The organism is Pseudarthrobacter sp. PvP004 (genome assembly GCF_017876035.1).
GTDB classification, from domain to species: Bacteria; Actinomycetota; Actinomycetes; order Actinomycetales; family Micrococcaceae; genus Arthrobacter; species Arthrobacter aurescens_A.
Window position 1 is genome coordinate 514250 of record NZ_JAGINL010000001.1, and the last position, 25025, is coordinate 539274.

21 protein-coding genes are annotated in these 25025 nt (G+C 62.3%); 19 read left to right on the forward strand and 2 right to left on the reverse strand.

Annotated features, from left to right (window positions below; all coding sequences use genetic code 11):
- Positions 1-308: 308 nt before the first annotated feature.
- Entirely contained in the window at positions 309-761 is a 453-nt protein-coding gene (locus J3A64_RS23580; RefSeq protein ID WP_286139763.1) for a hypothetical protein, read from the forward strand.
- On the opposite strand, the gene J3A64_RS02320 is transcribed toward J3A64_RS23580, so the two are convergent.
- Positions 758-1909 carry a glutamate--cysteine ligase gene (locus J3A64_RS02320; protein ID WP_011775530.1) on the reverse strand — a complete coding sequence of 384 codons (1152 nt, stop codon included), beginning with the start codon at positions 1907-1909 and terminating at the stop codon, positions 758-760. The genes J3A64_RS23580 and J3A64_RS02320 overlap by 4 nt on opposite strands.
- A gap of 163 nt (positions 1910-2072) precedes the next feature.
- On the opposite strand from J3A64_RS02320, the gene J3A64_RS02325 reads away from it, so the two are divergent.
- The 3 genes from J3A64_RS02325 to J3A64_RS02335 are packed head-to-tail and all read left to right on the forward strand — an operon-like array spanning position 2073 to position 4221.
- A complete protein-coding gene (locus J3A64_RS02325) occupies positions 2073-3218 on the forward strand; it encodes a GTP-binding protein (RefSeq protein ID WP_210063560.1) in 1146 nt (381 codons plus the stop codon).
- A 29-nt stretch (positions 3219-3247) separates the two neighbouring features.
- Positions 3248-3370: a type B 50S ribosomal protein L36 gene (gene ykgO, locus J3A64_RS02330; RefSeq protein ID WP_011775528.1), complete on the forward strand. Its 123-nt coding sequence runs from the start codon at positions 3248-3250 to the stop codon at positions 3368-3370.
- A gap of 38 nt (positions 3371-3408) precedes the next feature.
- Entirely contained in the window at positions 3409-4221 is an 813-nt protein-coding gene (locus J3A64_RS02335) for a shikimate 5-dehydrogenase (RefSeq protein ID WP_083773647.1), read from the forward strand.
- A 4-nt stretch (positions 4222-4225) separates the two neighbouring features.
- Here the strand turns inward: J3A64_RS02335 and J3A64_RS02340 are convergent, their stop codons facing one another.
- Positions 4226-5455 (reverse strand): class I SAM-dependent methyltransferase, encoded by a 1230-nt coding sequence (locus J3A64_RS02340; protein WP_014922356.1) that lies wholly within the window; start codon positions 5453-5455, stop codon positions 4226-4228.
- A gap of 67 nt (positions 5456-5522) precedes the next feature.
- Between J3A64_RS02340 and J3A64_RS02345 the strand changes: the two genes are divergently transcribed.
- The 15 genes from J3A64_RS02345 (at position 5523) to J3A64_RS02415 (ending at position 25023) form a co-directional block, all read left to right on the forward strand.
- Positions 5523-5885: a hypothetical protein gene (locus tag J3A64_RS02345; protein ID WP_210063561.1), complete on the forward strand. Its 363-nt coding sequence runs from the start codon at positions 5523-5525 to the stop codon at positions 5883-5885.
- A gap of 191 nt (positions 5886-6076) precedes the next feature.
- The gene (gene groES, locus J3A64_RS02350) at positions 6077-6373 is read left to right on the forward strand and encodes a co-chaperone GroES (RefSeq protein WP_011775524.1); all 297 of its coding nucleotides are present in this window, start codon (positions 6077-6079) and stop codon (positions 6371-6373) included.
- An 85-nt stretch (positions 6374-6458) separates the two neighbouring features.
- Complete coding sequence (groL, locus tag J3A64_RS02355; protein ID WP_011775523.1) at positions 6459-8072, forward strand: chaperonin GroEL; 1614 nt, start codon at positions 6459-6461, stop codon at positions 8070-8072.
- Between the two features lie 161 nt (positions 8073-8233).
- Complete coding sequence (locus J3A64_RS02360; protein WP_210063562.1) at positions 8234-9868, forward strand: response regulator transcription factor; 1635 nt, start codon at positions 8234-8236, stop codon at positions 9866-9868.
- A 99-nt stretch (positions 9869-9967) separates the two neighbouring features.
- Positions 9968-10285, forward strand: a complete 318-nt coding sequence (locus tag J3A64_RS02365) for a hypothetical protein (protein ID WP_011775520.1) — start codon at positions 9968-9970, stop codon at positions 10283-10285.
- A complete protein-coding gene (locus J3A64_RS02370) occupies positions 10282-11415 on the forward strand; it encodes an NAD(P)/FAD-dependent oxidoreductase (protein WP_014922353.1) in 1134 nt (377 codons plus the stop codon). The genes J3A64_RS02365 and J3A64_RS02370 overlap by 4 nt, the downstream gene beginning before the upstream one ends.
- A gap of 189 nt (positions 11416-11604) precedes the next feature.
- Positions 11605-13704 carry an acyltransferase family protein gene (locus tag J3A64_RS02375; protein ID WP_210063563.1) on the forward strand — a complete coding sequence of 700 codons (2100 nt, stop codon included), beginning with the start codon at positions 11605-11607 and terminating at the stop codon, positions 13702-13704.
- Positions 13701-15785: an acyltransferase family protein gene (locus J3A64_RS02380; protein ID WP_014922351.1), complete on the forward strand. Its 2085-nt coding sequence runs from the start codon at positions 13701-13703 to the stop codon at positions 15783-15785. Before J3A64_RS02375 ends, J3A64_RS02380 begins: the two co-directional genes overlap by 4 nt.
- A gap of 243 nt (positions 15786-16028) precedes the next feature.
- Positions 16029-17540, forward strand: a complete 1512-nt coding sequence (guaB, locus tag J3A64_RS02385; RefSeq protein WP_011775516.1) for an IMP dehydrogenase — start codon at positions 16029-16031, stop codon at positions 17538-17540.
- Positions 17541-17637: 97 nt separating this feature from the next.
- Positions 17638-19530, forward strand: coding sequence for an ABC transporter ATP-binding protein (locus tag J3A64_RS02390; protein ID WP_210063564.1), 1893 nt, complete (start codon positions 17638-17640; stop codon positions 19528-19530).
- Between the two features lie 104 nt (positions 19531-19634).
- Entirely contained in the window at positions 19635-20771 is a 1137-nt protein-coding gene (locus J3A64_RS02395; RefSeq protein WP_011775514.1) for a GuaB3 family IMP dehydrogenase-related protein, read from the forward strand.
- A 152-nt stretch (positions 20772-20923) separates the two neighbouring features.
- Positions 20924-21805: a hypothetical protein gene (locus J3A64_RS02400; RefSeq protein WP_210063565.1), complete on the forward strand. Its 882-nt coding sequence runs from the start codon at positions 20924-20926 to the stop codon at positions 21803-21805.
- Positions 21806-21854: 49 nt separating this feature from the next.
- Complete coding sequence (locus J3A64_RS02405) at positions 21855-22487, forward strand: hypothetical protein (RefSeq protein WP_011775512.1); 633 nt, start codon at positions 21855-21857, stop codon at positions 22485-22487.
- A complete protein-coding gene (locus tag J3A64_RS02410; RefSeq protein WP_011775511.1) occupies positions 22484-23131 on the forward strand; it encodes a hypothetical protein in 648 nt (215 codons plus the stop codon). The genes J3A64_RS02405 and J3A64_RS02410 overlap by 4 nt, the downstream gene beginning before the upstream one ends.
- A 137-nt stretch (positions 23132-23268) precedes the next feature.
- Positions 23269-25023, forward strand: a complete 1755-nt coding sequence (locus J3A64_RS02415) for a glycerol-3-phosphate dehydrogenase/oxidase (protein ID WP_011775510.1) — start codon at positions 23269-23271, stop codon at positions 25021-25023.
- Positions 25024-25025: the final 2 nt, after the last annotated feature.

Below are 25025 nucleotides of genomic sequence, written 5' to 3' on the forward strand. Positions count from 1 at the left end.
CTCGATCGGCTCTGCGGACCGTGCCGCTGCGGCTGGTGAGTGGGGGGAATGTCCTACTGCACAGTCCGAGCCTGGCACTGCTTGAAGGTGTTGAACTTGCGCTTGACGACGTTGCGGCCTTTGCAGTCCTCTTTGTCGCAACCCGAAGGTCTGCCACCAGTGGATCAGCGTCGTTTCCGATGGCCCACTTCCGGCATCTTCGCCAGGATCAGCAAAAAGCTCTTCGGAGCATAGTACGAACGACACCAGTCATGGGTGGACGGCTAAGTTCAGCTAACACTTACGCCGGAGTCAGAGGTGCCTGGTCCGTGGAGCTGAACAAGCCCATGCCCAACGTCACCTACAACGTCGTTGTCCAGGTCGACGGTGGTCTGCAGAACACGTTCACTATCAAGATGGACAGTGACGGGCACCCCGTATCGGCCAAGGGCCATGTCGTCTCAACCCTCGTCGGCGACGCGAACCGTAACGGCTATCAGCAGCGCAAAGCCGGTTGGCTCGGCGGCCCCGGCTACGACGGCGGGCATGCAGCACCGTCCGCTCTGGGGTTCATCGGTGAAGGCGCAGGTGTTTTCCCTCAGCACGAATGGCAGAATCGCAAAGCCGGCACACCCAACGAAATCGACCAGGCGAAACAACTTCATCAGCAAGAAGCTCTTCGGCGCCTAGGACGAAACGAGACCCGTCGAAGGCGTCCTGCAAAGTGCAGTCCCCGTAAGTCTCGTCAATCGCGTCACCTGCCTCTGTGGCAATTCGCCTAAGCGTCAGGCCCCTTGCGCATCTGTTGCACGAGGTCCATCACCACTGCTTGCAGGTCTCCGTTGTGTTCTGCGGCGACGCGGCGCTGGCGCTGGTAGCTTGCTCCGCGCTGGATGATCTTCAAGACGTCGGCCAGTTCTTCCGAGCAGCCGAGCTTGGCTGCCACGGGTTCCAGCCGCGAGACGGTTTCCGCGAGGTGCTCCGTGACCAACTGCTCGTTGCCCTCGGCGTCGAGGATGATGATCGCTTCCATGCCGTAGCGTGCGGCACGCCATTTGTTCTCCTGCACATGCCATGGGGGCATGGTGGGGATGCTGCCGCCGGCGTCGAGGATGGAGGAGAACTCGTCCACCAGGCATTGCGTCAGCGCAGCGATGGCGCCTACTTCTTCAAGGGTGGCCAAGCCGTCGCAGATGCGCATTTCAATAGTGCCCAGGTTCGCCACCGGCCGGATATCCCAACGGATTTCCGACGTCGCATCAATGACACCTGTGGTGAACATGTCCTGGACGTAGGACTCGTAGGCTTCCCATGTTTCGAACTGGAAGGGAAGCCCGGCAGTGGGAAGCTGCTGGAACATGAGTGCGCGCTGTGACGCGTAGCCGGTTTCTTCTCCAGCCCAGTAAGGGCTGGAGGCGGACAGGGCTTGGAAGTGCGGGAAGTAGTTGACCAAGCCGTCCAGAATGGGAAGGACCTTGTCTCGGTGGTCGATGCCCACGTGGACGTGAACGCCGTAGATCACCATTTGGCGTCCCCACCATTGGGTCCGCTCGATCAGTTTGGCGTAGCGCTCCTTGTCCGTTACGGGCTGGAGCAGGGGAGGGCTGAACGGGTGGCTGCCTGCGCAGAATACTTCCACGCCCATGGGATCGGTGACTTCACGGACGGCGGCGAGGGATCGGCTGAGGTCCTCTTTGGCGTCCTTGACGGTCTCGCAAATGCCGGTGACCAGTTCCACCGTGTTGAGGAGCAGCTCGCGCTTGATATGGGGGTGTTCGTCGTCCTCGTTGAGGTCGGGGTGGTTCGCTGCGACGCCCTTCAGGACGTCGTTGGCCACTGATACCAATTCCCCGGTGCGTGCATTGACGAGCGCCAACTCCCATTCCACACCCAGTGTCGATTGCCTGGATGGCGCAAAATCAATCTGCACGTAGTCCCCTCATTGTCTTGTCTCTGCCGGGCACGGTTCCCCGCTGTGGGGCCGCCAGCGGTCGGATCAAGTCTAATGCAGCGGGAACACAGGTTGCTGCTGGGGCCTTACGGGAGAGGGCCGGTCATTTGCTATTGAGAATGCTTCTCAATAGAATAAGCGCATGCATCTCACAGTCGTCAGTTCACTGGACAGTCAATGCCGGGAGTCAGCCGCTGCCAGGCTCGGCCAAACCCACACCAACTCCGTGGTGGTCCTTCACGATCTGCTGGATGGCTCCTTGGTCCTGCGTCGCGTCTACCGGGACGGTCAGCTGTTCGAGCGCGAAACCACACAGCTGGAGCATGGTTGCCTCAGCTGCACTGTCAGGTTGGACGTAGTCCCGACGGCGGAACGTCTCGCCTCATGCGGTTTCGACCACGTAGTGCTGGGCCTCCCGCCCGGCGTTGCGGCAGGGATGGCCGTTACCGAGCTGCGGCGTGGCCTGAGTCGCCCGGCTGTGATCGACAACGCCGTGCTGGCCCTGGACCCGGTAGACCTGGACGACCATATATGGGACCGTCACACGCTGTTCGAATCCGGTTTCACCTCCATGCCCACTGATGAGCGCACCAGCGGAGAATTTCTGATCGGCGAGTTCGGGCAGGTGGACACCGTCATGGTGCACCCTGGATTGGGGGCTGTGCTCACCGGTGATCCTCGCGAAGGTTCCGCGCAGTGGCTGCTCGGTGTCGAACTACTCGGCCAGCTGGCGTCCCATGCCGGCGTTGTTGGCGCCGCTGACGAATACCGGCCGGGCTGCTTCGACGACGCCGAGGCAGCGGCCCGTAACCGGCCCGGCGTGGTGCGGGTGCCCGTCATTGAAGCGGAGGGTTCCTTCCGCACGGTGCTGCACAGGGCGGGCCGTCCGCTGCATCCGGGACGTTTCCGTGAAGCACTGCCCCAATTGGCGGCTGGAACGCACTGGCTGCGTGGCCGTCTTTGGATCGCATCCGCGCCGAAAACGCGGATCGCCGTCCAAGGTATTGGGCCGCGGGTCTGGCTCGAAAGTACCGGGAAATGGCTGGCGGACTCGGCCGAACCTGGCCAGGCACACCCCGGAAAGACGGGTGCCGACGTCGACTCTGTCCTGGACTGGCACCCCAGCCACGGCGACCGTGGAACTGTGCTGGCGATCACCGGCCGTTCGGAGGACATCGACGCCCGGGAATTTCGCGACCTCCTGGACAGTTGCCAACTCACCCAGGCTGAAATGAAGCAGGACTTCGGCGTCTGGGACGACCCCGTGGAACTCAGCGACGCCCTCTAAACCAAACACCCAACCAAAGGAGAAACACCATGAAGGTCAGGAATTCGCTGCGTGCCCTCAAGAAGATCCCCGGTGCGCAAATTGTCCGCAGGCGTGGACGGACGTTCGTCATCAACAAGAACAACCCGCGGATGAAGGCGCGGCAGGGCTAACCGCACGTCGCTGATAAATGGGCGTGTTTAATGGGGGAATGCCAATCCTGAACAAAGACATGTCCCTGTGCATTTCGCTTGCGGCCCGGCCCAGCAATATCGGGACCAGGTTCCACAATTATTTGTACGATCTGCTCGGCCTGAACTTTGTCTACAAGGCATTCGCCCCGGCGGACATCGCCCTTGCAGTGGCTGGCATCCGCGGCCTCCCGATCCGGGGCGCCGCGGTGTCCATGCCGTACAAGGAAGCCGTCATCCCGCTGGTTGACGTCATGGACCCGTCGGCCAAGGCCATCGATTCGGTGAACACCATCGTCAACGACAATGGCGTGCTGACTGCCTACAACACGGACTACATCGCCATTGCCCGGCTGCTGAAGGACCATCAGGTTCCCAACAGCCACAGCGTGCTCCTCCGCGGTGCAGGCGGCATGGCGAAGGCCGTAGCCGCAGCACTTCGGGACGCCGGGTTCACCGCCGTCACCATCGTGGCCCGCAACGAGGACACCGGCCGCGCGCTGGCAGATCTCTACGGCTTCGCTTGGCAGGATGACGTCAACGGCTCCACAGCCGATCTCATCATTAACGTCACGCCGCTGGGAATGGCAGGTGCGGATGAAACCGCCCAGTCCTTCGACGACGCCACGATCGCCGCTGCACAGGTGGTGTTCGACGTCGTCGCCTTGCCTTCGGAGACGCCCCTTATCTCCGCCGCACGCTCCGCCGGTAAGCCTGTGATCACGGGTGCCGAGGTCATCGCCATCCAGGCTGAGGAGCAGTTTGTCCTGTACACGGGTGTGCGACCTAGCGCCGAGCAGGTCCGGGAAGCCTCGGAGTTCTCGCGCCGCTGACGCTCTAGGCCGTCACCGGCTCCACGACAACAGCCACTCTTTCCTCGCCGATCCTGGTGAGGACCAGGGTGGCTGTTTTCGCATCCTTGCCTTTGACGGGCTTGGCAGGCAGCAATTGCTTCCGAAGTTCTTCCGGCGTCACGGCAGTGCCGCGCTTCTTGATGTCCAGCACAGTGATGCCCTGGTTTTTCACCCAGGCCTTCAGGGCCTTGACGTTGTACGGCATCACCTCAAGCACCTTGAAGGCGCGGGCGAAAGGGGTGTCGTGAAGCTCGGGGGCGCAGATGTAGGCGATGTGCTCGTCCACGAGGTGCCCGCCCAGCCTTTCGGCGACGTCGGCCACCAGTCCTGCGCGGATCACCGCACCATCCGGTTCGTAGAGGAAGCCCTCAACGGGCCCGACGACGGCTACCGGACCGCCGTCGAAATCCGCGCCGCTGGTGATTTCAGCGGCGCCCTGGTTGCCGATCACCAGCGCGGCCCGACGCACGCCGGGGCGCGCCACAGCGTTGAACCAGAGGGTCACTTCGGTGACGTCTCCGCCCACTGAGACCCACTGGGCTTCACAGCCTGGGGGCACGGAGTCGTGGGGAATGCCGGGACCCATCTTGACGCCGATAGCGCGGCCGGTCGCCGCCAGACGTTCTACGAAGGACAGCGGGGGAGAGAAGGCTTCAGGATCCCAAATCCGCTTGGTTCCGGACGTGGACGTGGTTCGGCGGGCAGGATCCAGCCATACCCCGTCCATCCCGTCCAACTCTACGGAGGTTGCATCCGCATGCACCACGGTGGCATGCGGGAAGGGCATGAGATTGATGGTGGCGCAGGCGGCAGTGGTTTCATCCATCTCAACGGCGGTCACGGAAATGTCCATTGACGCCATCGCCATGGAATCGGCGCCAAGGCCGCAGCCGAGGTCTGCAACGTGCGAGATGCCGGCCTTCGCAAAGCGCTCCGCGTGCCGGGCTGCGACGTTCAATCGCGTGGCCTGTTCCAAACCGGCTTGGGTGAACAGCATCTGCCGGGCAAACTCGCCGAACTTTGCCTCTGCGCGTGTCCGCAGCCGGGATTGCGTGAGCACCGCGGCCACGAGTTCGGGGGAGTGACCGGCCTTCCGAAGGTGCGCGTTGACGCTGAACGAATCGGCCTCCCGGTAGGGCCCCAGGGAGGCAAGAAGTTCCCATCCTTCAGTGGTCAGCAAGGGGGCGATCTGTTCCTGCGGTGCGTGAGGCATGGGATCAAGCCTAACGGCGCGGCACTTGACAGCGTGACCGGCTAATCAGCCCGATAAGGTTGTTTTCATGGAAGACAACGCAGCCCCGCACCCCTCAACCATGGCAAAATTCGCGCGCCCCGCCCTCATAGCAGGGGGAGTGATCGCGGTGGTGTGCATCGGCCTGCTCGTCATTATCTTCGCGTTGGATTCCTTCAATGCCGCCACCTACTCCGTCGCTGGCAAAAGCGTCAATGACGCCACGGATGAAGCGCGAGGCATCCGCGAACTTTACAGCGGAGCCAGGACCGGTGGAATCATCACGCTGGTGATCTCCGGCGTCGTGGCCGTTGCCGCCGCCGTGGTGCTGTATCTGAACCGTGGCAACGCTCTGCTGGACGAAGACGATGACGGCGAAGACTACGATCTGGACGACCTCACCGGCAGGTGACGGACGTTCACCCATGACGAAATGCTGGCACTCACCTTGACCGAGTGCTAACGCTTACATAGAGTCTTGTTAGCACTCTCCCCCGGAGGGTGCTAATCACGCCAAGCGTCTTCCGGCACCGCGACGACGGTTGTACGCTCCGGCACCCTAGTTCTTAGTCCATGAATCAGCTCATGAAAAGGAGAGTCCGAGTGTCGGTCTCGATTAAGCCTCTTGAGGATCGTATTGTTGTTCGCCCGCTCGAAGCAGAGCAGACCACGGCTTCCGGCCTGGTAATTCCGGACTCCGCACAGGAGAAGCCGCAGGAAGGCGAAGTTGTTGCAATCGGCCCCGGCCGCTTCGATGACAACGGCAACCGCGTACCGGTTGACGTAGCTGTTGGCGACGTCGTCATCTACTCCAAGTACGGTGGAACCGAAGTCAAGACCGGCGGCAACGAGTACCTCGTTCTGTCCGCCCGCGACGTCCTTGCGATCGTCGTAAAGTAACTTCCCGGAGCCCCGCACCGCCGCCGCGTTGGAATCATTCCAACCCGTCAGCGGTGCGGGTTTTCTGTCTTGAAAGGACACAACCATGGCAAAGCAGCTTGCTTTTAACGATGCTGCCCGCCGGTCTCTTGAGGCCGGTATCGACAAGCTCGCCAACACTGTCAAGGTGACGCTTGGCCCGCGCGGCCGCAACGTCGTGCTGGACAAGAAGTGGGGCGCTCCCACGATCACCAACGACGGCGTGACCATCGCCCGCGAAGTTGAGCTTGACGACCCCTACGAGAACCTTGGCGCACAGCTGGCCAAGGAAGTAGCCACCAAGACCAACGACGTCGCCGGTGACGGCACCACCACGGCTACCGTGCTGGCACAGGCGCTGGTCAAGGAAGGCCTCCGCAACGTTGCTGCCGGCGCAGCTCCGGGCGAGATCAAGCGCGGCATCGAGGTATCCGTCGAAGCCGTCGCCGCCCGCCTCCTGGAGAACGCCCGCGAAGTTGAAGGCACCCAGGTTGCCAGCGTTGCAGCCATCTCCGCGCAGAGCGACGAAGTTGGCGAACTGCTGGCTGAAGCATTCGGCAAGGTTGGCAAGGATGGTGTGATCACCATTGAAGAGTCCTCCACCACCCAGACCGAACTGGTCCTCACCGAGGGCATGCAGTTCGACAAGGGCTACCTTTCCCCGTACTTCGTCACCGACGCTGAGCGCCAGGAAGCCGTCCTTGAGGACGCCCTCATCCTGATCAACCAGGGCAAGATCTCCTCGCTGCAGGACTTCCTGCCGCTGCTGGAGAAGGCCCTGCAGGCAAACAAGCCGCTCTTCATCATCGCTGAAGACATCGAAGGCGAAGCCCTTTCCACGCTGATCGTCAACCGCATCCGCGGCACGCTCAACGTTGTTGCCGTCAAGGCTCCGGGCTTCGGCGACCGCCGCAAGGCCATGCTCCAGGACATCGCCACGCTCACGGGCGCCCAGGTTGTTTCCCCGGACCTCGGCCTGACCTTGGACACCGTTGGCCTGGAGGTGCTTGGTACTGCGCGCCGCATCACGGTGACCAAGGACAACACCACCATCGTTGACGGCGCCGGCACGGCCCAGGACGTTGCCGACCGCGTTGCACAGTTGCGTGCTGAGCTCACCCGGACGGACTCCGACTGGGACAAGGAAAAGCTGCAGGAACGCCTGGCCAAGCTGGCCGGCGGCATCGGCGTGATCAAGGTTGGCGCAGCCACCGAGGTTGAGCTGAAGGAAAAGAAGCACCGCATCGAGGACGCAGTTTCCTCCACGCGTGCAGCCCTCGAAGAAGGCATCGTTTCCGGTGGCGGTTCCGCTCTCATCCACGCCCTCAAGGCACTGGACGAGTCCCCGGCCGTGAAGGCGCTCGAAGGCGACGCAGCAGCTGCTGTGGGCATCGTCCGCCGCGCCCTGGTTCAGCCGCTGCGCTGGATCGCCCAGAACGCAGGCTTCGACGGCTTTGTTGTTGTTGCCAAGGTTTCCGAGCTCGAAGCCAACCACGGCTTCAACGCCAAGTCCGGCGAGTACGAGGACCTGATCGCCGCTGGCGTGATCGACCCCGTCAAGGTCACCCGTTCGGCTCTCCGCAACGCCGCTTCCATCGCTGCCCTGGTTCTCACCACCGAGACCCTGGTTGCCGAGAAGCCGGCTGAGGAAGAAGACGCACACGCAGGCCACCAGCACTAACGGCCTGTTTTACAAAAGCCCCGGTCACGTTGACCGGGGCTTTTGTTGTCTGCGGCTTTGCGCGGGGCGGCTATTGTGAGCGTACGACGGCGGCGGTAACCTGACGCTAATACGGCGGCTTGGGTGCGTCACCGGGGTGCATCGTCGCCGCAAGGTGAGCCATGACGATGCCTGCCACAGCCTTGGACCTGGGACGCTCGGCGTTCTCCGAGCATCGCTGGAGCGATGCTCTGGATTGCCTTGCCCGCGCGGACGCAGAGGGTGGTCTGCCTCCCCAAGACATTGAGCTGGTGGCATCCGTGGCGATGCTCCTGGGTAAGGAATCGGAGGGCGTCGCCTACCTGACGAGAGCCCATGACGAGTACGTGACCGTGGGGGATATGGCAGGGGCGGCCCGCTGTGCAGCGTGGCTGGTCCTCTACCTCATGAACCTCGGGGAACAGGCGCGGGGTTCCGGCTGGTTGTCCCGTGCCAAGCGCATGCTGGACGGAATGGTAGACCCCACGGAAGCCGAGGGCTACGTCCTGATCCCGACAGCACTGGGAGCACTGTATGGAGGGAATCCGGAGACCAGCAACGAGCTCTTCAGCCGCGCTTTGGCCTTGGGACAGCGGTTCCACGACCGTGACCTGACGGCGTTGGGGCAGTTGGGCGTTGGGACTGCCCGGATCAACTTGGGATTCCCCGATGAAGGCCTCGGTTTCCTGGACGAAGCGATGGTCGCCGTAAGCGCCGGGGAAGTCTCGCCCATCCCCTCGGGCATCATCTACTGCGCTGTGATCGGAAGCTGCCGCCTGACCTTGGACGTGCAGCGCGCGCACGAGTGGACGGCTGCGCTGGCACGCTGGTGCGGGCAGCAGCCTGACATGGTCATGTTCAGCGGGCAATGCCAAACGCACAGGGCCGAGTTGTTCATCCTCCATGGAGCTTGGGAGGAAGCCATGGCGGCACTCAAGATCGCCCAAGACCGTTCTCGACACGGCGACCCCGAAGCGACTTGGGGCGCCTGGTACTTTCAAGGCGAGCTCTTTCGCCTGACCGGCCTTGATGAAGAAGCGGCCTCGGCCTATGCCAAAGCCGCCGAGACCGGCTTCGAAGCACTGCCGGGGTTGGCCCTCATGCTCGTCAGGCAGCACAAGGCAGCACAAGCCCAATCCATGGTGCGCCGAGCGATGTCCGGCGCGGATCCTGCCAACCGCCGTCGACTGCTCCCTGCGGTGGTGGACATCGAGCTTGCCGCCGGCGATCTTGAAGCGGCACGCGCAGCGGCCGACGAATTCGCGGCACCGGTCAGGGACGCGCGCAGGCCCTTGGAACAGGCTATCGCTGCCCAGGCTGAAGCCAACGTGCTGCTCGCCGAAGGAAATCCCCATGCGGCCCTGGCCGCGGCGAGGAAAGCTTGGCGTCTTTGGTACAGCCTAGAGGCCCCCTTTGGCGCCGCCAGCTGCAGGGTGCTGGCGGGCCGTGCCTGCAACTTGCTGGGCGACCAGGACTCTGCTGCGATGGAGTTTGAAGCCGCAAAAGCAGAGTTCGCCGATCTCGGGGCAACTCCGGCAGCAGCAGATGTTTTGGAATTGACTGGCGAAACGAGCGTGGACGCATCTCCGTTGACCAGCAGGGAACTGGAAGTCCTGCGCCTGATCGCGGGCGGCAATGCCAACCGGACCATCGCCCGCGAGCTTTACCTCAGCGAAAAGACGGTAGCCCGGCACGTCAGCAACATTCTTTCCAAGCTCGCGGTGCCCTCCAGGGCGGCCGCGACCGGCTACGCCTTTGAGCACGGCCTGATCCACTGACCCTCAGTCATCTCCTGCGCAGAAATACCCATGCAGCGTGTACTGAAATGCGTCATTCTGCCGACGCGGCGTAAGGGGCTGGACTCATAGCTTGGCGTTATGAACATTCCACTGCTTGCCGGCACCGTATCCACAGTGCTTTTTGCAGCCAGCATGCTGCCCATGCTTCTCAAAGCTGTGCGCACCAAGGACCTTGAGTCCTACAGCGTCGGCAACATCGCCACCACCAACGTGGCCAATGCAGTGCATTCGTTCTATGTCTTTGACCTCCCGGCGGGCCCCGTTTGGCTGCTGCACTCCTTCTACATTGTTGCTTCCGCCCTCATGCTCTTGTGGTGCCTGCGCTACCGGAAGGTCCCTGACGACGCTCTCAATGAACCAATCGGAGAACCAGTAACTGAAGGGACAGAACAATGAACGCCAACCTGGAATCGACAGTGGACACGATCATCGTGGGAGGTGGGCAGGCAGGGCTCGCGCTGGGATACTTCTTGGCCCAGGAAGGCAGGACCTTCCTGATACTGGATCAGAACGGGAGGCCGGGGGAAGCCTGGCGCCAACGCTGGGACTCGCTGCGGCTCTTTACGCCCGCCAAGTATGACGGCCTCCCAGGAGCGCCTTTCCCCGGTGACCACCTTGCGTTCCCCACAAAGGATCAACTGGCTGACTATCTGGAGGACTATGTGCGCCGCTTTGACCTCCCCTTCGTCCCAAACGTCCTCGTGGACCAGATCAATCGTGTCGGAGACGTGTTTACCGTGGCAGCGGGAGATCGCAGCTGGCGCTGCAACAACGTGGTGATTGCTACAGGAGGACACCATCTGCCCAAGAAGCCGCAGTTCGCAGGAGATTTGGATTCGGAGATACTGCAACTGCATTCAGAGGACTACAGGAATCCCGGGCAGTTGAAGGATGGCCCCGTCCTGGTGGTGGGGCTGGGCAATTCAGGAGCTGAAATAGCCCTTGAAGTTGGCAAATCCCATGCCACTCAACTGGCGGGACGCCCCAGCGGTGAGATGCCTATGCGGCATGGCCGGACGGCTGCACGCTTCGCCCTTCCCATGGTGCGGTTCCTCGGTTTGCATGTCCTGAATCTCAACACACCCATCGGTCGCAAGGCGGCTCCCGGATTCAAGTCGATGGCGGCACCACTAATCCGGACCAAGACCAAGGACCTGGTTGCTGCGGGGGTGCACCTGGTACCGAGGCTGGCCGGGGTTTCGGAGGGCCGGCCGGTCCTGGACGATGGGAGTCGTGTGGAAGCTTCGAATGTCATTTGGTGCACCGGTTACCACGAGGACTACTCGTGGGTGAAACTCCCGGTCTTCGATGCCCTCGGTGAGCCCCAACAGACACGGGGAGTGGCCCACGACGTTCCGGGCGTTTATTTCATCGGTCAGGAGTTCCTTTTCGCGGCAGCCTCGGCAACGCTTCCCGGAGTCACCAGGGATGCCCGCTACCTTGCCAGCCGGCTCGCTGAACGGAATCCAGGCCGTGCAACGGAACCAGTATTGAAGCAAAACGCAGCGGGCCAGGCAGCCTCATAAAACGTGTAATGGGTCACGTTGGAGGGGGCGCGCCGAACGGCAACGCTAACGAGGCAAAGAAGTATCAGCACAGGTCACGCTCAGGTTGGGCTGGCAGAATGTATGGCTGGACCTGTGCTGATGGGGCTTCGTATGGCGGCCAGGGACACCCTCCACCATGGGTTGCGCGGCTAAATCCGCGTAATATTGATGCTTTGTGCCACAAGCTTTGAGGAACTGCCTAACGTGACGACGCCAACGATTCCAGCCCCTGCCCACCACGGTAAGCGGGCTACCGGACCCGTTGCGAAGTCTAAGTTCCGCCCCGAAATCCAAGGCCTTCGATCCCTCGCAGTCCTCATGGTGGTCAGTTACCACATCTGGATCGGCAGGGTCTCCGGAGGCGTTGATGTCTTCCTCCTGATCTCAGCGTTCCTCATGACCCTGCAGTTCACGGGACGTTACAAACAGGGCCGCCCCATGGACCTCCTGCGGCACTGGCTGCACCTGTTCAGGCGGCTCCTGCCCGCCGTCGTCGTAGTTCTGGTGGGCACGCTCGCAGCAACCTTCGCGTTCCTGCCGGCCACGCGCTGGGTTGAAATCGTCCAGCAAACCTGGGCTTCGCTGTTTTACTTTGAGAACAGGCTGTTGCAGGAGTTGGCAGTTGATTACTACGCCACCGACCACAGCATGGCGAGCCCTGTGCAGCACTTCTGGTCCTTGTCCATCCAGGGCCAGGTGTTCATTTTGTGGCCCATCATCTTTGCAACGGTCGCGCTGGTGTGCCGCCGCTTTGCCCTCCGCTACCGCGCCACGCTGGTGTACGTCTTCGCGATCATTTTCCTGGTCTCGTTCATTTACTCCATCATCTTCACTGCCAACAACCAGGCAGTGGCGTACTTCGATACCTTTGCCCGTTTGTGGGAGTTTGCTTTGGGCACGTTGGTGGCCTTGATCCTGCCGGCCCTGAACTTCTCCAAACCTGTCCGTGTGGCCTTGGGCTGGATTGGGGTGGCAGCGATGCTCACCTGCGGCATCCTTCTGCAGGTGCAGACTGCGTTCCCTGGATTCGTGGCCTTGTGGCCCACGCTGGCTGCCGTCGCGGTTATCGCAGCCGGTCAGACGGGGAGCCGTTTCGGCGTGGACAGGATCCTGAGTTCCAAATTCCTGGTCCGGCTCGGTGACAACTCCTACGCCCTCTACCTCTGGCACTGGCCCATTCTGGTGATTGCCTTGGCTTGGAGCGGCAAGGATCACGCCGGCTGGCTTTCGGGCACGGCCATTATTGCGCTGTCACTTGTCTTGGCTTTCCTGACCACCAAGTACATAGAGAAGCCCTTCCGTGAGTGGAAGTGGCCGGAGATGAAGCGCCGCCGCTCGGTCATCGCGATCGTGGCCTGCCTGGCAGTGGTGTCCGCGCCCCTCCTCGCTTTCCAGTACAGGTTGGACGTGGACCAGCAAGCTGCGGAGGCGCGGATGGTCTTCGATAACCCCGGTGCAAAAGCCCTCCTTCCCACATATGTGAATGAAGTGGCTCCGAATGCGCTCACCCAGCCCACCGCGGAAAGGATTGGGAGTGACTGGGCCAACCTGTCCGACGGATGTTCGGGCGACATTAAGCCGGAATCGCAGCTGCTTCAGGACAACTGCCAGCAGAACGGCGTCGGGGCCGACGCCACCAAGACAGTCCTGGTAGTTGGCAGCTCCCACTCCCAGCAGTGGCTTGCCGCCCTGGAAGTGTTGGCGGAGCAGCATCATTGGCGCGTCTACTCGTTGCTCGCCGGAGCCTGTCCCTTCATGACAGAAGACCCCGAGTCCGAGCCGGGCTGCAACGAGTTCAACAGTGAAGTGCGCAGCCACATCCGGGACCATGCGCCGGATGCCATCTTCATGGTGGGCACGGCGGCTGTGTCATCCTTGCCCGACGAGCGACTGACCCACGGTTTCGAGGACCTCATTCCTGAGGTCACGGGGCTGGGCATCCAGGTGGTGGCGGTGCGGGATAACCCACGGTTTACTTACAGCCTCACGGACTGCACGCTCGCCAAAGGCGTGGACAGCCCTGATTGCCGCCCGCTGAAGTCAGACGTCCTGGCCGAACCCAGCCCCTTTGACGCCGTGAGGGGTAAGTACCAGAACCTGTTCCTCTTGGACATGACGGACCTGATCTGCCTGGGAATCTACTGTCCGCCCATCATCGGTAATACGTTCGTCTACCTGGACGACAACCACCTGACCAAAACCTACGTCAAGAGCATGGCGGGCATGCTCGATGAAAGGTGGTTTGCCGCGACAGGGTGGCAACAATGATGGATACACGCGCAAGCGCCACGTCCCCGGCGGCGGGCAAGGAAGGCACGACGGCGAAACCCGGCTTCCGTCCGGAGGTCCAGGGCTTGCGTGCACTGGCAGTGCTCATGGTTGCGGCATACCATATCTGGCTCGGCAAAGTTTCGGGCGGCGTGGACGTCTTCCTGCTCATCTCGGCTTTCCTGCTGACGTTGTCCTTCACGCGCAAGCTTGAAAGTCATAAGCCACTCAGACTCTTGCGGCACTGGCTCCACGTGTTCAAGCGGCTGCTGCCTGCCGTCGTCGTCGTCCTGCTGGCGGTCTTGGCCGGCACTTGGGCGCTGATCCCGCAGAGCCGGTGGCCTGATGTGCTCACGGAGGCGTGGGCATCCCTCATGTACCGGCAAAACTGGCAGCTTGCCGCGTTCGCCGTGGATTACTACGCCCAGCAGCACGTGGACGCCAGCCCCCTGCAACATTTTTGGTCGCTGTCCGTGCAGGGCCAGGTGTTTATTCTGTGGCCGCTGATCTTCGCCGGAGTCGCCCTTCTGCAGCCGCAGCTGGCCAGGCTGTTCCCGCAGCGGAAGGCCGTAGCCCACCGGCAAATGCTGTTCATCGCCTTCGGTGCCGTCTTCGTGGCTTCGCTCGTGTTCTCCATCGAGCAGACCGCCACCAACCAGGCGTACGCCTACTTTGATACCCGTGCCCGCCTGTGGGAGTTCGCCTTGGGCTCACTGCTGGCCCTGGCCATCCCGTATCTGAAACCAAAACGGAGGCTCCGCGTTTTTCTGGGATGGGCCGGTATTGCAGCGATGCTCGCCTGTGGGCTCATGCTCACCGTGGACCGCTCGTTCCCGGGGTTCGTAGCCCTTTGGCCCACCCTCGCAGCCGCCGCCGTGATCGTCGCCGGGCAAAGCGGGAGCCGGTTCGGTGCCGACCGTCTCCTGAGCTCGCGTCCGCTGGTCATGCTGGGAGACAATTCGTACGCCCTGTACCTGTGGCACTGGCCAATGCTGGTGTTCTTCCTCCTGGCCTCCGGCACCAAGCAGCCGAGCCTCCTCCAAGGTCTGGGAATCATGGCGGGTTCCCTGCTGCTCGCGGTTGCCACCACAAGGTATGTGGAAGTACCCCTGCGCAGCTGGAAGTGGCCAGACGTGCGGTCCTGGCGGGCCGCCGTCGTGATTGTCTCCTGCGGTGCGCTGCTGGCACTGCCGGTCACGGCTTGGCAAAGCGCCATCACCGCGGAAGCTGCAGCGATTGCTGGTCAGCCCCAGGAATTGACGCCGGGTGCTGCCGCGTTGTCCCCGGACTACTCCGGTCGGCCGAGCGAAGAGGCCCTGATCATCCCGGCGCCTGCAGCCATGAAGGATGAGTGGGCGAACGTCGATGGGCCGTGCACCGGGGACAACGTGCCCGGCGATCCTCTGCTGGAGGGCTGCCTGCAGAATGAGGAACCCGATGTGGTCACCAAGAGAATTGTGGTGCTCGGTGATTCGCACTCCCAGCAGTACACGGCTGCCCTTGGTCCGATCGCCAAGGAACACGGTTGGGAAGTGGTGACGTTGCTCAAGGGTGGCTGCCGTTTCGGTGCCCAATCTCCGGAGAGGCCCGATTTTTGCAACGAGTTCAACAAGGCTAGTGCCGCTTACGTCATGGAGCACAAGCCTGATGCCGTGTTCACCGTAGCTTCGCTGACGCACGTCGAGGCCCCGTTCGAGACCGAAGTGCCCGGGTACCTCGAAGGCATCAAGCCGTTCACAGACGCAGGAATCGATGTAGTGGGCGTCCGGGACAACCCGCGTTTCGGCTTCAACATGCCTGAATGCGTCCAGAAGAAGGGCAAAGATTCGCCCGACTGCAATGTGCCGCTTGAAGAGTCCCTGGCGGCGTCGTCACCGTTGGACGATTACGTCGGCAAGGTGGAGCGGCTCTACCTGATGGACATGAGCGACTTCATCTGCGAGCAAGGGACGTGTCCGGCTGTGGTTGGGAACATCTATGTCTACAAGGACGACAACCACCTCACCAAGACCTACGTGCAAACCATGATCCCGATGTTTGAAGAACGGCTGCTGGCCGCCACCGGTTGGTCAGCCAGCTAGGTTCCCGCTCTCCGGCGGTTTCAAACGCACGACGCCGGCCTGCCGCCAGTGGGATTGCTCACAGTCAGGCGTCGCGGAATATGGCGATAGGCGCGGAGGTTCTAGTATTTATCCAATACCTTCTGCACAGGTAACTTCTGCACAGGTACCTCATGCACAGGCCAGTCCCGTAATGACGGGCTGGTCATCAGTTGCAACCCCTACCAGTTAAGCCCCCGGAACCCAGGTAAGAGGCGCACACTCATGACCCAGCCCGAACACGATCCCTTTGGCTTTGTCGGCCTGACCTACGACGACGTCCTGTTGCTCCCCGGCCACACGGATGTCATCCCGTCCGACGCGGACACCTCATCACGCATTTCCAAGCGCATCTCGGTACAGACTCCGTTGCTGTCCGCAGCCATGGACACCGTCACCGAGTCCCGCATGGCCATCGCCATGGCCCGCCAAGGTGGTTTGGGCGTGGTTCACCGCAACCTGTCCATCGACGACCAAGCCGAGCACGTTGACCGCGTCAAGCGCAGCGAATCAGGCATGATCACCAACCCGCTGACCATTGGCCCGCAGGCAACGCTGCAGGAACTGGACGAGCTGTGTTCCCGCTACCGCGTTTCAGGCCTTCCCGTAGTGGACACCGATGGACGCCTGTTGGGTATCGTCACCAACCGCGACACCCGCTTCATCCCGGAATCGGAATTCCCGCTGCGCAGCGTCAGCGACGCCATGACCAAGATGCCGCTCATCACCGGTCATGTGGGCATCAGCCGCGAGGAAGCCTCGCACAAGCTGGCCACCAACAAGATCGAGAAGCTCCCGCTGGTTGATGAGCAAGGCCGCCTGATGGGCCTCATCACCACCAAGGACTTCACCAAGGCAGAGCAGTACCCATTGGCCACCAAGGACGACGAAGGCCGCCTCCGCGTGGGTGCCGCCATCGGTTTCTTCGGTGACGGCTGGGAGCGCGCCATGAAGCTCATCGACGCCGGCGTTGACGCACTGTTCGTCGATACCGCCAACGGCCACTCCCAGGGCGTGCTGGACATGATCCGCCGCCTGAAGTCGGATCCCATCGCTGCGCACGTTGACATCATCGGCGGCCAGGCTGCCACCCGTGAAGGCGCCCAGGCACTGATCGACGCCGGCGCCGACGGCATCAAAGTGGGCGTGGGCCCGGGATCCATTTGCACCACCCGCGTGGTTGCCGGCGTGGGCGTGCCGCAGATCACCGCCATTTACGAGTCCGCGAAGGCAGCAATCCCTGCCGGCGTTCCGTTGATTGCCGACGGCGGCCTCCAGTACTCGGGCGACATTGGCAAGGCACTGGTTGCCGGAGCCGACACCGTGATGCTGGGCTCCCTCCTCGCAGGCTGTGAGGAGTCCCCGGGCGAGCTCATCTTCGTCAACGGCAAGCAGTTCAAGAGCTACCGCGGCATGGGCTCCCTGGGCGCCATGCAGTCCCGTGGCAAGAACACCTCCTACTCCAAGGACCGCTACTTCCAAGCGGACGTTTCCGGCGACGACAAGCTCATCCCGGAAGGTATCGAAGGCCGCGTTGCCTTCCGCGGCCCGCTGGCTTCGGTGGCTTACCAGCTGGTTGGCGGCCTCCGCCAGACCATGTTCTACACCGGCGCTCCCACCATTCCGGAGCTGAAGGCACGCGGCAAGTTCGTCCGGATCACGCCCGCGGGACTCAAGGAGTCCCACCCGCATGACATCCAGATGACTGTCGAGGCACCTAACTACGGTTCCCGCTGATCAATTACCTTGGCTGTTCCCCGTGGAAGTTTCCACGGGGAACAGTTGTTTAACAGGACGCCGCATCATTGTCGGTCCCTAAGAATAGGCTGGGCACATGTCAGAAAAGCCCGCGCAACCGCGGCACCCGGAATCGATCCGGCTGAATTCAAGCCAACCGGGCAAGGCGCCGCCCCGCAAGCTGGCTCTGCGGCCGTACGCACGCGCCGTCGGACAGGTCCTGAAAGTGAGCTTCAAAGCCTCACCTGGGGCGGTCATCATGAAGGTGGCCGGATCGCTGATTTCGGCCACGCTGCCGCTGGTCACCACCTATTTCGCTGCGCTGACCACCACAGCGCTGGCCGCCGGTTACGCGGGAGACTCCGACGCCGGCCCCCGGGCCATCCTGTACGTCATCATCACTGCGGCGCTGGGCTTGTTCTGGGGGGCCTTCAGCAGCGTTGACCGCTACATCCAGCAGCTGATGAGCTTCAAAGTGGGTGCCATCGTTGGCGACATGATGTACCAGCGGTTTCTGGCGCTGGAGTTCTGGCGCTACGACGACAAGGAAACGGTGGATCTTTACGACCGCGCCAAGCGGTTCTCCGATTCGTATGCGCGCGTTCTGGACCGGATAGCGGCCATCTTCACGCAGTTCGTCTCCGTGGTCCTGGCCATCGGTGCCCTGCTGCTGGTCAGTTGGTGGATCGCAGTCATTGTGCTGGTGGCTATCGTGCCCAGTGTCTACCTCCAGTTCAAGCTGTCCCGGGAACAGATCGCGCACTGGAACACACAGGTTGATTCGCGGCGGCAACGCCGGATGATCGAGCAAAACCTGCTTCGGCCCCAGCACATTGCGGAGATGCGCCTTTACGGGATCGTGGGGTACCTCATGGACCTCAGGTCGAGGCTGCGGGATGCTGATGAACGCAGGCGCCTGGACTTCCAAAAGCGGTACATTCCCAAGCAGCTGGCCGCAGACTCCCTGCAGTACGGAGCCGAAGTTGTGTCCCTGATCTGGGTGGTTGGCCAGATCATCGCCAGGGCACAGCCGGTGGGCCAGTTCCTCTATGTCCAACAGATTGTGAGCCGCGCGCTCTCCACCGCCAACAGCCTTGTCTCGTCGCTGAGTTCAATCGATGAGGACCTCGCAAACCTCAAGGACTACGAGCTTTTCACGGCCCTTCCTGTGCCCAGCGGGAAAGAAAAGCCTCTGCCCGCGTCGCCCAACACCGTGGAGCTGCGGGACATCCGGTTCAGCTACACGGGGAGCGACATTGAGGTCATCAAAGGCATTTCCATGACCATCAGGGCAGGTCAGCACATCGCGATTGTGGGGGAGAACGGCGCCGGTAAATCCACGCTGATCCGAATTTTGGCGGGACTGTACCGGCCCGATTCAGGCCAGGTTCTGCTCGACGGCGTTGACCTCACCACGATTGACGTCACCAGCTGGCACCGGCACCTCGCAGTGCTGAGCCAGGAGTTCCTGAAATATGAGTTCGCCACCGCGGCGGAGAACATCTACCTCGGCGATGTGGACCAGCCCCGGGACGATGACCGCATCCGGCGTGCGGCCTCGGACGCTGAAGCGATGGAGTTCATCAACAAGCTGCCAAACGGCTTGGAGAACCATGTCAGCAACTGGATGGAGGACCCCCGCGGACGCAAGGGAAGCGGGCTGTCAGGCGGCCAATGGCAACGGCTCGCAATGGCACGTAACTTCTACCGCGATGCCTCGTTCATGGTCATGGATGAACCCACATCAGCCATCGACGCTTTGGCGGAGCACCGCATCTTCACCCGGCTGTTCGCGGACCGTAGCAGCACCATCATCGCCATCAGCCATCGCCTGGCCACCATCGAGAAGGCGGACATCGTGTACATGCTGGAGGACGGGCGCATTGCGGAGCAAGGAACACACAAGGAACTCGTGGCATTGAGGGGCCGGTACTTCCGGATGTTCGAATCCCAGCTTTCGGTGGATGAGACCAGCCAGAACAGTCCCTGAGCGCCCATCTGCGCTGTGTAGGCGTCCGCTGTGCCCGCGTCCGCTGTGCCCGTGCACGGTGGGGCAAAACCGGGGCCTTGGTTGAGGTGGGATAAACTCGAGCAGTGACTTATGAGATTGAGATTGGCCGTGGCAAGCGTGGGCGTCGTGCCTACTCCCTGGATGACATCGCGATCGTCCCGAACCGCCGGACGCGTGACCCGAAGGACGTCTCTGTCTCGTGGCAGATCGACGCCTACAAGTTCGACACCCCCGTAATTGCTGCTCCCATGGACTCAGTGATGTCCCCGGATACAGCCATCGCTTTTGGTCGCCTCGGCGGCCTGGGAGTCCTTGACCTCGAAGGTCTCTGGACACGTTACGAGGATCCCCAGAAGATACTCGACGAGATCGCAGACCTGGCCGATGAAACCAACAGCCCCGCCGTCACGCGGCGCATGCAGGACCTGTACCAGGCACCCATCCAACCTGAACTCATCAGCTCCCGCTTGGCCGAGATCCGCGCCGCCGGAGTGACCGTAGCCGGGTCCTTGACCCCGCAGCGCACGCAAGAGCACTACAAGACCGTAGTGGCTGCCGGCGTCGACATCTTTGTCATCCGTGGAACCACGGTTTCAGCCGAACACGTCTCCAAGAATCACGAACCCCTGAACCTGAAGCAGTTCATCTACGAACTCGATGTTCCCGTGATTGTTGGCGGAGCAGCCGGCTACACCCCTGCCCTTCACCTCATGCGCACGGGCGCTGCCGGCGTCCTGGTGGGCTTCGGCGGCGGTGCAACCACCACTACGCGCCGCGCCCTGGGTATCCACTCGCCCATGGCTTCGGCTATCTCCGATGTGGCTGCAGCACGCCGCGATTACATGGATGAGTCCGGCGGACGCTATGTCCACGTCATTGCCGACGGCGGCATGGGCAGCTCCGGCGACATCGTCAAGGCGATCGCCATGGGCGCCGACGCCGTCATGCTTGGCAGTGCACTGGCGCGTGCCGAAGAGGCGCCGGGCCGGGGCTGGCACTGGGGTCCTGAAGCACACCACCTTGAATCGCCCCGCGGCGATCGCGTCAACGTTGGAACGGTTGGCCCGCTGGAAGAGGTCCTCTTCGGGCCCGGCCACCACACCAACGGAACGTCCAACCTGATTGGCGCCTTGCGCCGTTCCATGGCGACCACCGGCTATTCGGACCTCAAAGAGTTCCAGCGTGTGGACGTCGTAGTTTCGCCCTACGCAGGCAACTGATACCAGGCGCTGAAAGCCCCTGTTGACTACCGATTCCCGTCGGAGCCAACGGGGGCTTTCTTCATCGGGGCAGTTCTCCCCATCGCGGCGCCCTTCATTGCCCCGTAGTCTGACGCCGAAGAAGTTTTTGCTGGCAGAAAGTTGGGGAGAGAATGGCGCCGGGCATTTATGGGGCAGACGTTGCCCAGCTAAGGTCACTGTCCAAAGTGATGGGGGCATCGGGTAACACCCTGTCCAACCTTGAGCTGAACATCAATGGCGTCGTCGCCTCCACTGCCTGGCGGGGCGCCGACGGTGAGCGCTTCCGGTCCGAATGGTCCGGAAAGATGCGGCCAATGCTCCATGGGGCCAGCGAGTCACTCCGGACGCAGGCCAAGGCACTCCTTGCCCAAGCTGATGAGCAGGAGCAGGCAAGCCACGGATCCACAGGCTCATCTGCCTCTGGTTCAGGTTCAGGTTCGGGCACGGGGCCAGGTCAAACGTCCACTCCGTTTTCGCCCGTTGTGGATGCCAACGGCAACACTGTCTACCAAGCGCTGAACTTCACAGCCTCCGGGGCGGGATTCGTCAGTGACCTGCTCTTGAACAAGATGAGCAAGGCGAACCTCCTTGTGCGTCAGCCGTGGAGCCTGTTGGGCGCACAGTTCGGACAGATGCCGGGTGTCGGTTATCTGAAGGGCACCCAGCTCCTCAACGGCCTATCCATGGTGGGACGCGCGGCCGGCGTCTTAAGCGTCATCGGGGGAGTGGCACAGTTTGCTGACGGCTACATGCGCGGCGACGGCTATGCCATGGCTGACGGCGGCATCACAACCGTACTGGCGGCCGGAAGCTTTATACCCGTAGTTGGCCCGTTCTTTGCCGGTGCCAGCCTTGCCTGGGCAGGCATGGGCTTCCTGGCCAAGGGTCTCGGCTACGATTCCACCTCGGAAATGGTGGTAGACGGCGCCAAAGCCGTTGCCGGGGCCGTGGAAGACGGCGCCAAGGCGGTAGCGGATGGTGCAAAGAAGGTCTGGGGCTGGCTCGGCGGTTGACCGGGCTTCCTAAGATAGCGTGGAATCAGACAACCAACATGAGGACGGCATGACAGAGACGGCGAACCTGGAAACCCTGCGGCTGACGGACCACGAGCTTTTGGCGTTGCTGGCCATGCGCCCCACCCGGGGCGCGGAGAAAACACGCGAGCTGTTCCGTCTCTCGGGGGTGGCGGACAAAGACGTGCTGGAACAGGCCGGGATCACCACTCTGTTGGTGCGGGGGCTGGCTGAAGTGGACGGCGATGACATCGTGCCCGTTGACCGTGGTGCCATCGTGGCGGCAGTAGTCTCCAGTGCTGATGAATGGTTGGAAATGGCTTTGGTGACCCCTAGCACGGATCACGTGTTGTTCACGGCGGGCTCAGACCAGGGCTCCGTTCTCCTGAACCTCAGCCGCTATGGCGTACACGAGGTCCAGCCCATCGATTCGCGCTCGGGAATGCTCCCGCTGGGGATCGAGATTGCCCGGCACTACTTGGTGGATGGCCCGGATGGTTTGCCGGCCGCGGCCATGATCAAGCACCACCGCGCCGATGGTAAGCCTGTTACTGCGCACCTGAAAGCGGGTGTGGACGGCAGCTGGACCCTTGCCACAGGCGACGAGGAAAACCCTCCTCACCGTCCTGTGCCGGCAGACCAAGCCTTCGACGAATTCGCGGCGGCCTTGACCTTCGCATGAGCCAGCAGTTCCCGTATCCAGAACAAACACCCCACCACGTCCCTTTGGACTATTGGATCGCCTCCGGTCCTGCCCTGATGGCGCCCAACTCTGCTCCGTCGGTCCTGAGGGACATGGCATGGAACAGGGGTCAGTACCTTGGGCTTGCCGTTGCCTGCCTCGGCGCTGCAGGCAGCATGCTGGGGGCCGCCCTCCTGGTGCTGCTGCTCGCAGGGAACATCGGCGTTGTTATCGCTTTCGCTTGCGTGGGCCTTCTACTGGTATGCATCGCCGCGGGACTTCGAAGCACGCTGAACAAGGTGCCCCGGATCCGTCCTGTGTTGGGCTCGCGGGCCCCCGGTAAGTTCTCCTCCGGCCTTTGGTTTGCAGCCTTCCTGTCGCTGATCTTTGGAATTGGGCTTTTCCCCGTTGTGAGTCCGTTGCTTGAAAGAGGGCCCGGCCACGTGCTTGGTTTCATTGCGGCTTATGCCCTCTTGCTGCTGGCGACCGTGAGCCTGTTCGCCGCGCCGGCTTATTTCTCCCAACACGCCCGGGAACACTTCCGGGCGAGGATCGGGGCCGACCCGGAGCTCCGGCGATCCCTTGAAGCGATGTCCCTGACGTGGCGCGATCCTGCGGGCAACAGGCCGTTCGGGCCACTCTGATCCCAGACCCCGCTCGGGCCACAGCGCTCCGGACATAGCGCTCTGTCCAAGGCGCTCTCCCGGAGTGCTCTGCCCAAGGCGGCAAGCAACAAGTAGGGTAAGGGACTACCAGCTGGTTGCGTTTGAGGAGGGGTCCGATGAGCAATGTCGCAGGCGGTCCGCAGGTGAATTCTCCGGGAGCACTGAGCCCGGAATCCCGTGCCGCATCGATCGAAGTCCTGAAAGCCACTGCCCAGGCGGGCAAAGAGCTCGACATCCTGATTGTCGGGGGAGGCGTAGTGGGAGCCGGCGCAGCCCTGGATGCCGTGACGCGTGGCCTCACAGTGGGCATCGTCGAGGCCCGGGACTGGGCATCGGGCACCTCGTCCCGATCGTCCAAGCTCATCCACGGTGGACTGCGGTACTTGGAGATGCTTGATTTTGGCCTCGTCCAGGAAGCACTACAAGAGCGGGGGCTGCTGATCCAACAGATCGCACCGCACCTGGTGCGCCCGGTCCCCTTCCTGTATCCGCTGACGCGCCGTATTTGGGAGCGTCCGTATGTGGGCGCAGGCATCATGCTGTACGACACCTTGGGTCTGACCTCCGGCCACAGCCGGGGCGTCCCCATGCATAAGCACCTGTTCCGGCGAGGAACCCTGCGCGCAGCTCCTAGCCTCAAAGAAGATGCCTTCGTTGGGTCCATCCGTTACTACGATGCCCAGGTGGATGATGCCCGCCTGGTGGTCAACCTCGTAAGGACTGCGGCGCACTACGGTGCCCACGCAGCGAACCGTGTCCGCGTGGTGGATTTCCTCCGCGAAGGGGAACGCGTCGTCGGGGCAAAGGTTGAAAACCAGGAAGACGGCAGCGTCTTCGAAATCAGGGCCAAGCAAGTGGTCAACGCTACCGGCGTATGGACCGACGAAACGCAGGCAATGGTGACGGACCGTGGCCAGCTGAAGGTCCGCGCATCCAAAGGAATCCACCTGGTGGTGCCGCGGGACCGCTTCCAGTCCACGGTGGGATTGATTCTGCGCACCGAAAAGTCAGTGCTCTTTGTGATCCCCTGGGGCCGGCACTGGATCATCGGCACTACAGATACCGACTGGACGCTGGATAAGGCACACCCGGCAGCTTCCAGCAAGGACATTGATTACGTGCTTGAGCATGTCAACAAGGTCCTCAAGCGTCCGCTGACCCGTGAGGACGTGGAAGGCGTGTATGCAGGCCTACGCCCGCTGCTGGCCGGTGACAACGACTCCACTGCCAAGCTGTCCCGCGAGCATGTTGTGGCGCACCCGGTGCCGGGACTCGTCGTCGTGGCCGGCGGGAAGTACACCACCTACCGCGTCATGGCCAAAGACGCCGTGGACGAGGCAACCCGGGCCATGGACGAGCGTGTTCCGTCCAGCTGCACTGAAACCATTCCGCTCCTGGGAGCCGAGGGATTCAAGGCGGCGTGGAACCGACGCGGGAGGTCGGCCGAACAGGCTGGCGTGCACGTTGCACGCGTGGAGCACCTGCTCAACCGCTTCGGATCCATGACACCGGAAGTCCTGGATATCATTGCCGGCCGGCCGGAACTGGGGGAGCCCCTTCCCGGAGCGGATGACTACTTGGCCGCAGAAGTCGTCTACGCAACCACCCACGAGGGCGCACGTCACGTTGACGACGTTCTGACCCGCCGCACCCGGATCTCCATCGAAGCATGGGACCGGGGTGTGTCTGCCGCGCCCGTAGTAGCTAAGCTGATGGGAGAAATCCTTGGCTGGAGCGAGACTCAGCGCGAGAGCGAAATCAAGCACTACCTGGCGCGTGTGGAAGCTGAACGACTCAGTCAGCAGCAACCCGATGACGAATCGGCTGATGCCGCGCGCATGGGAGTGGATGACATCGTTCCCCTGCGCTGACC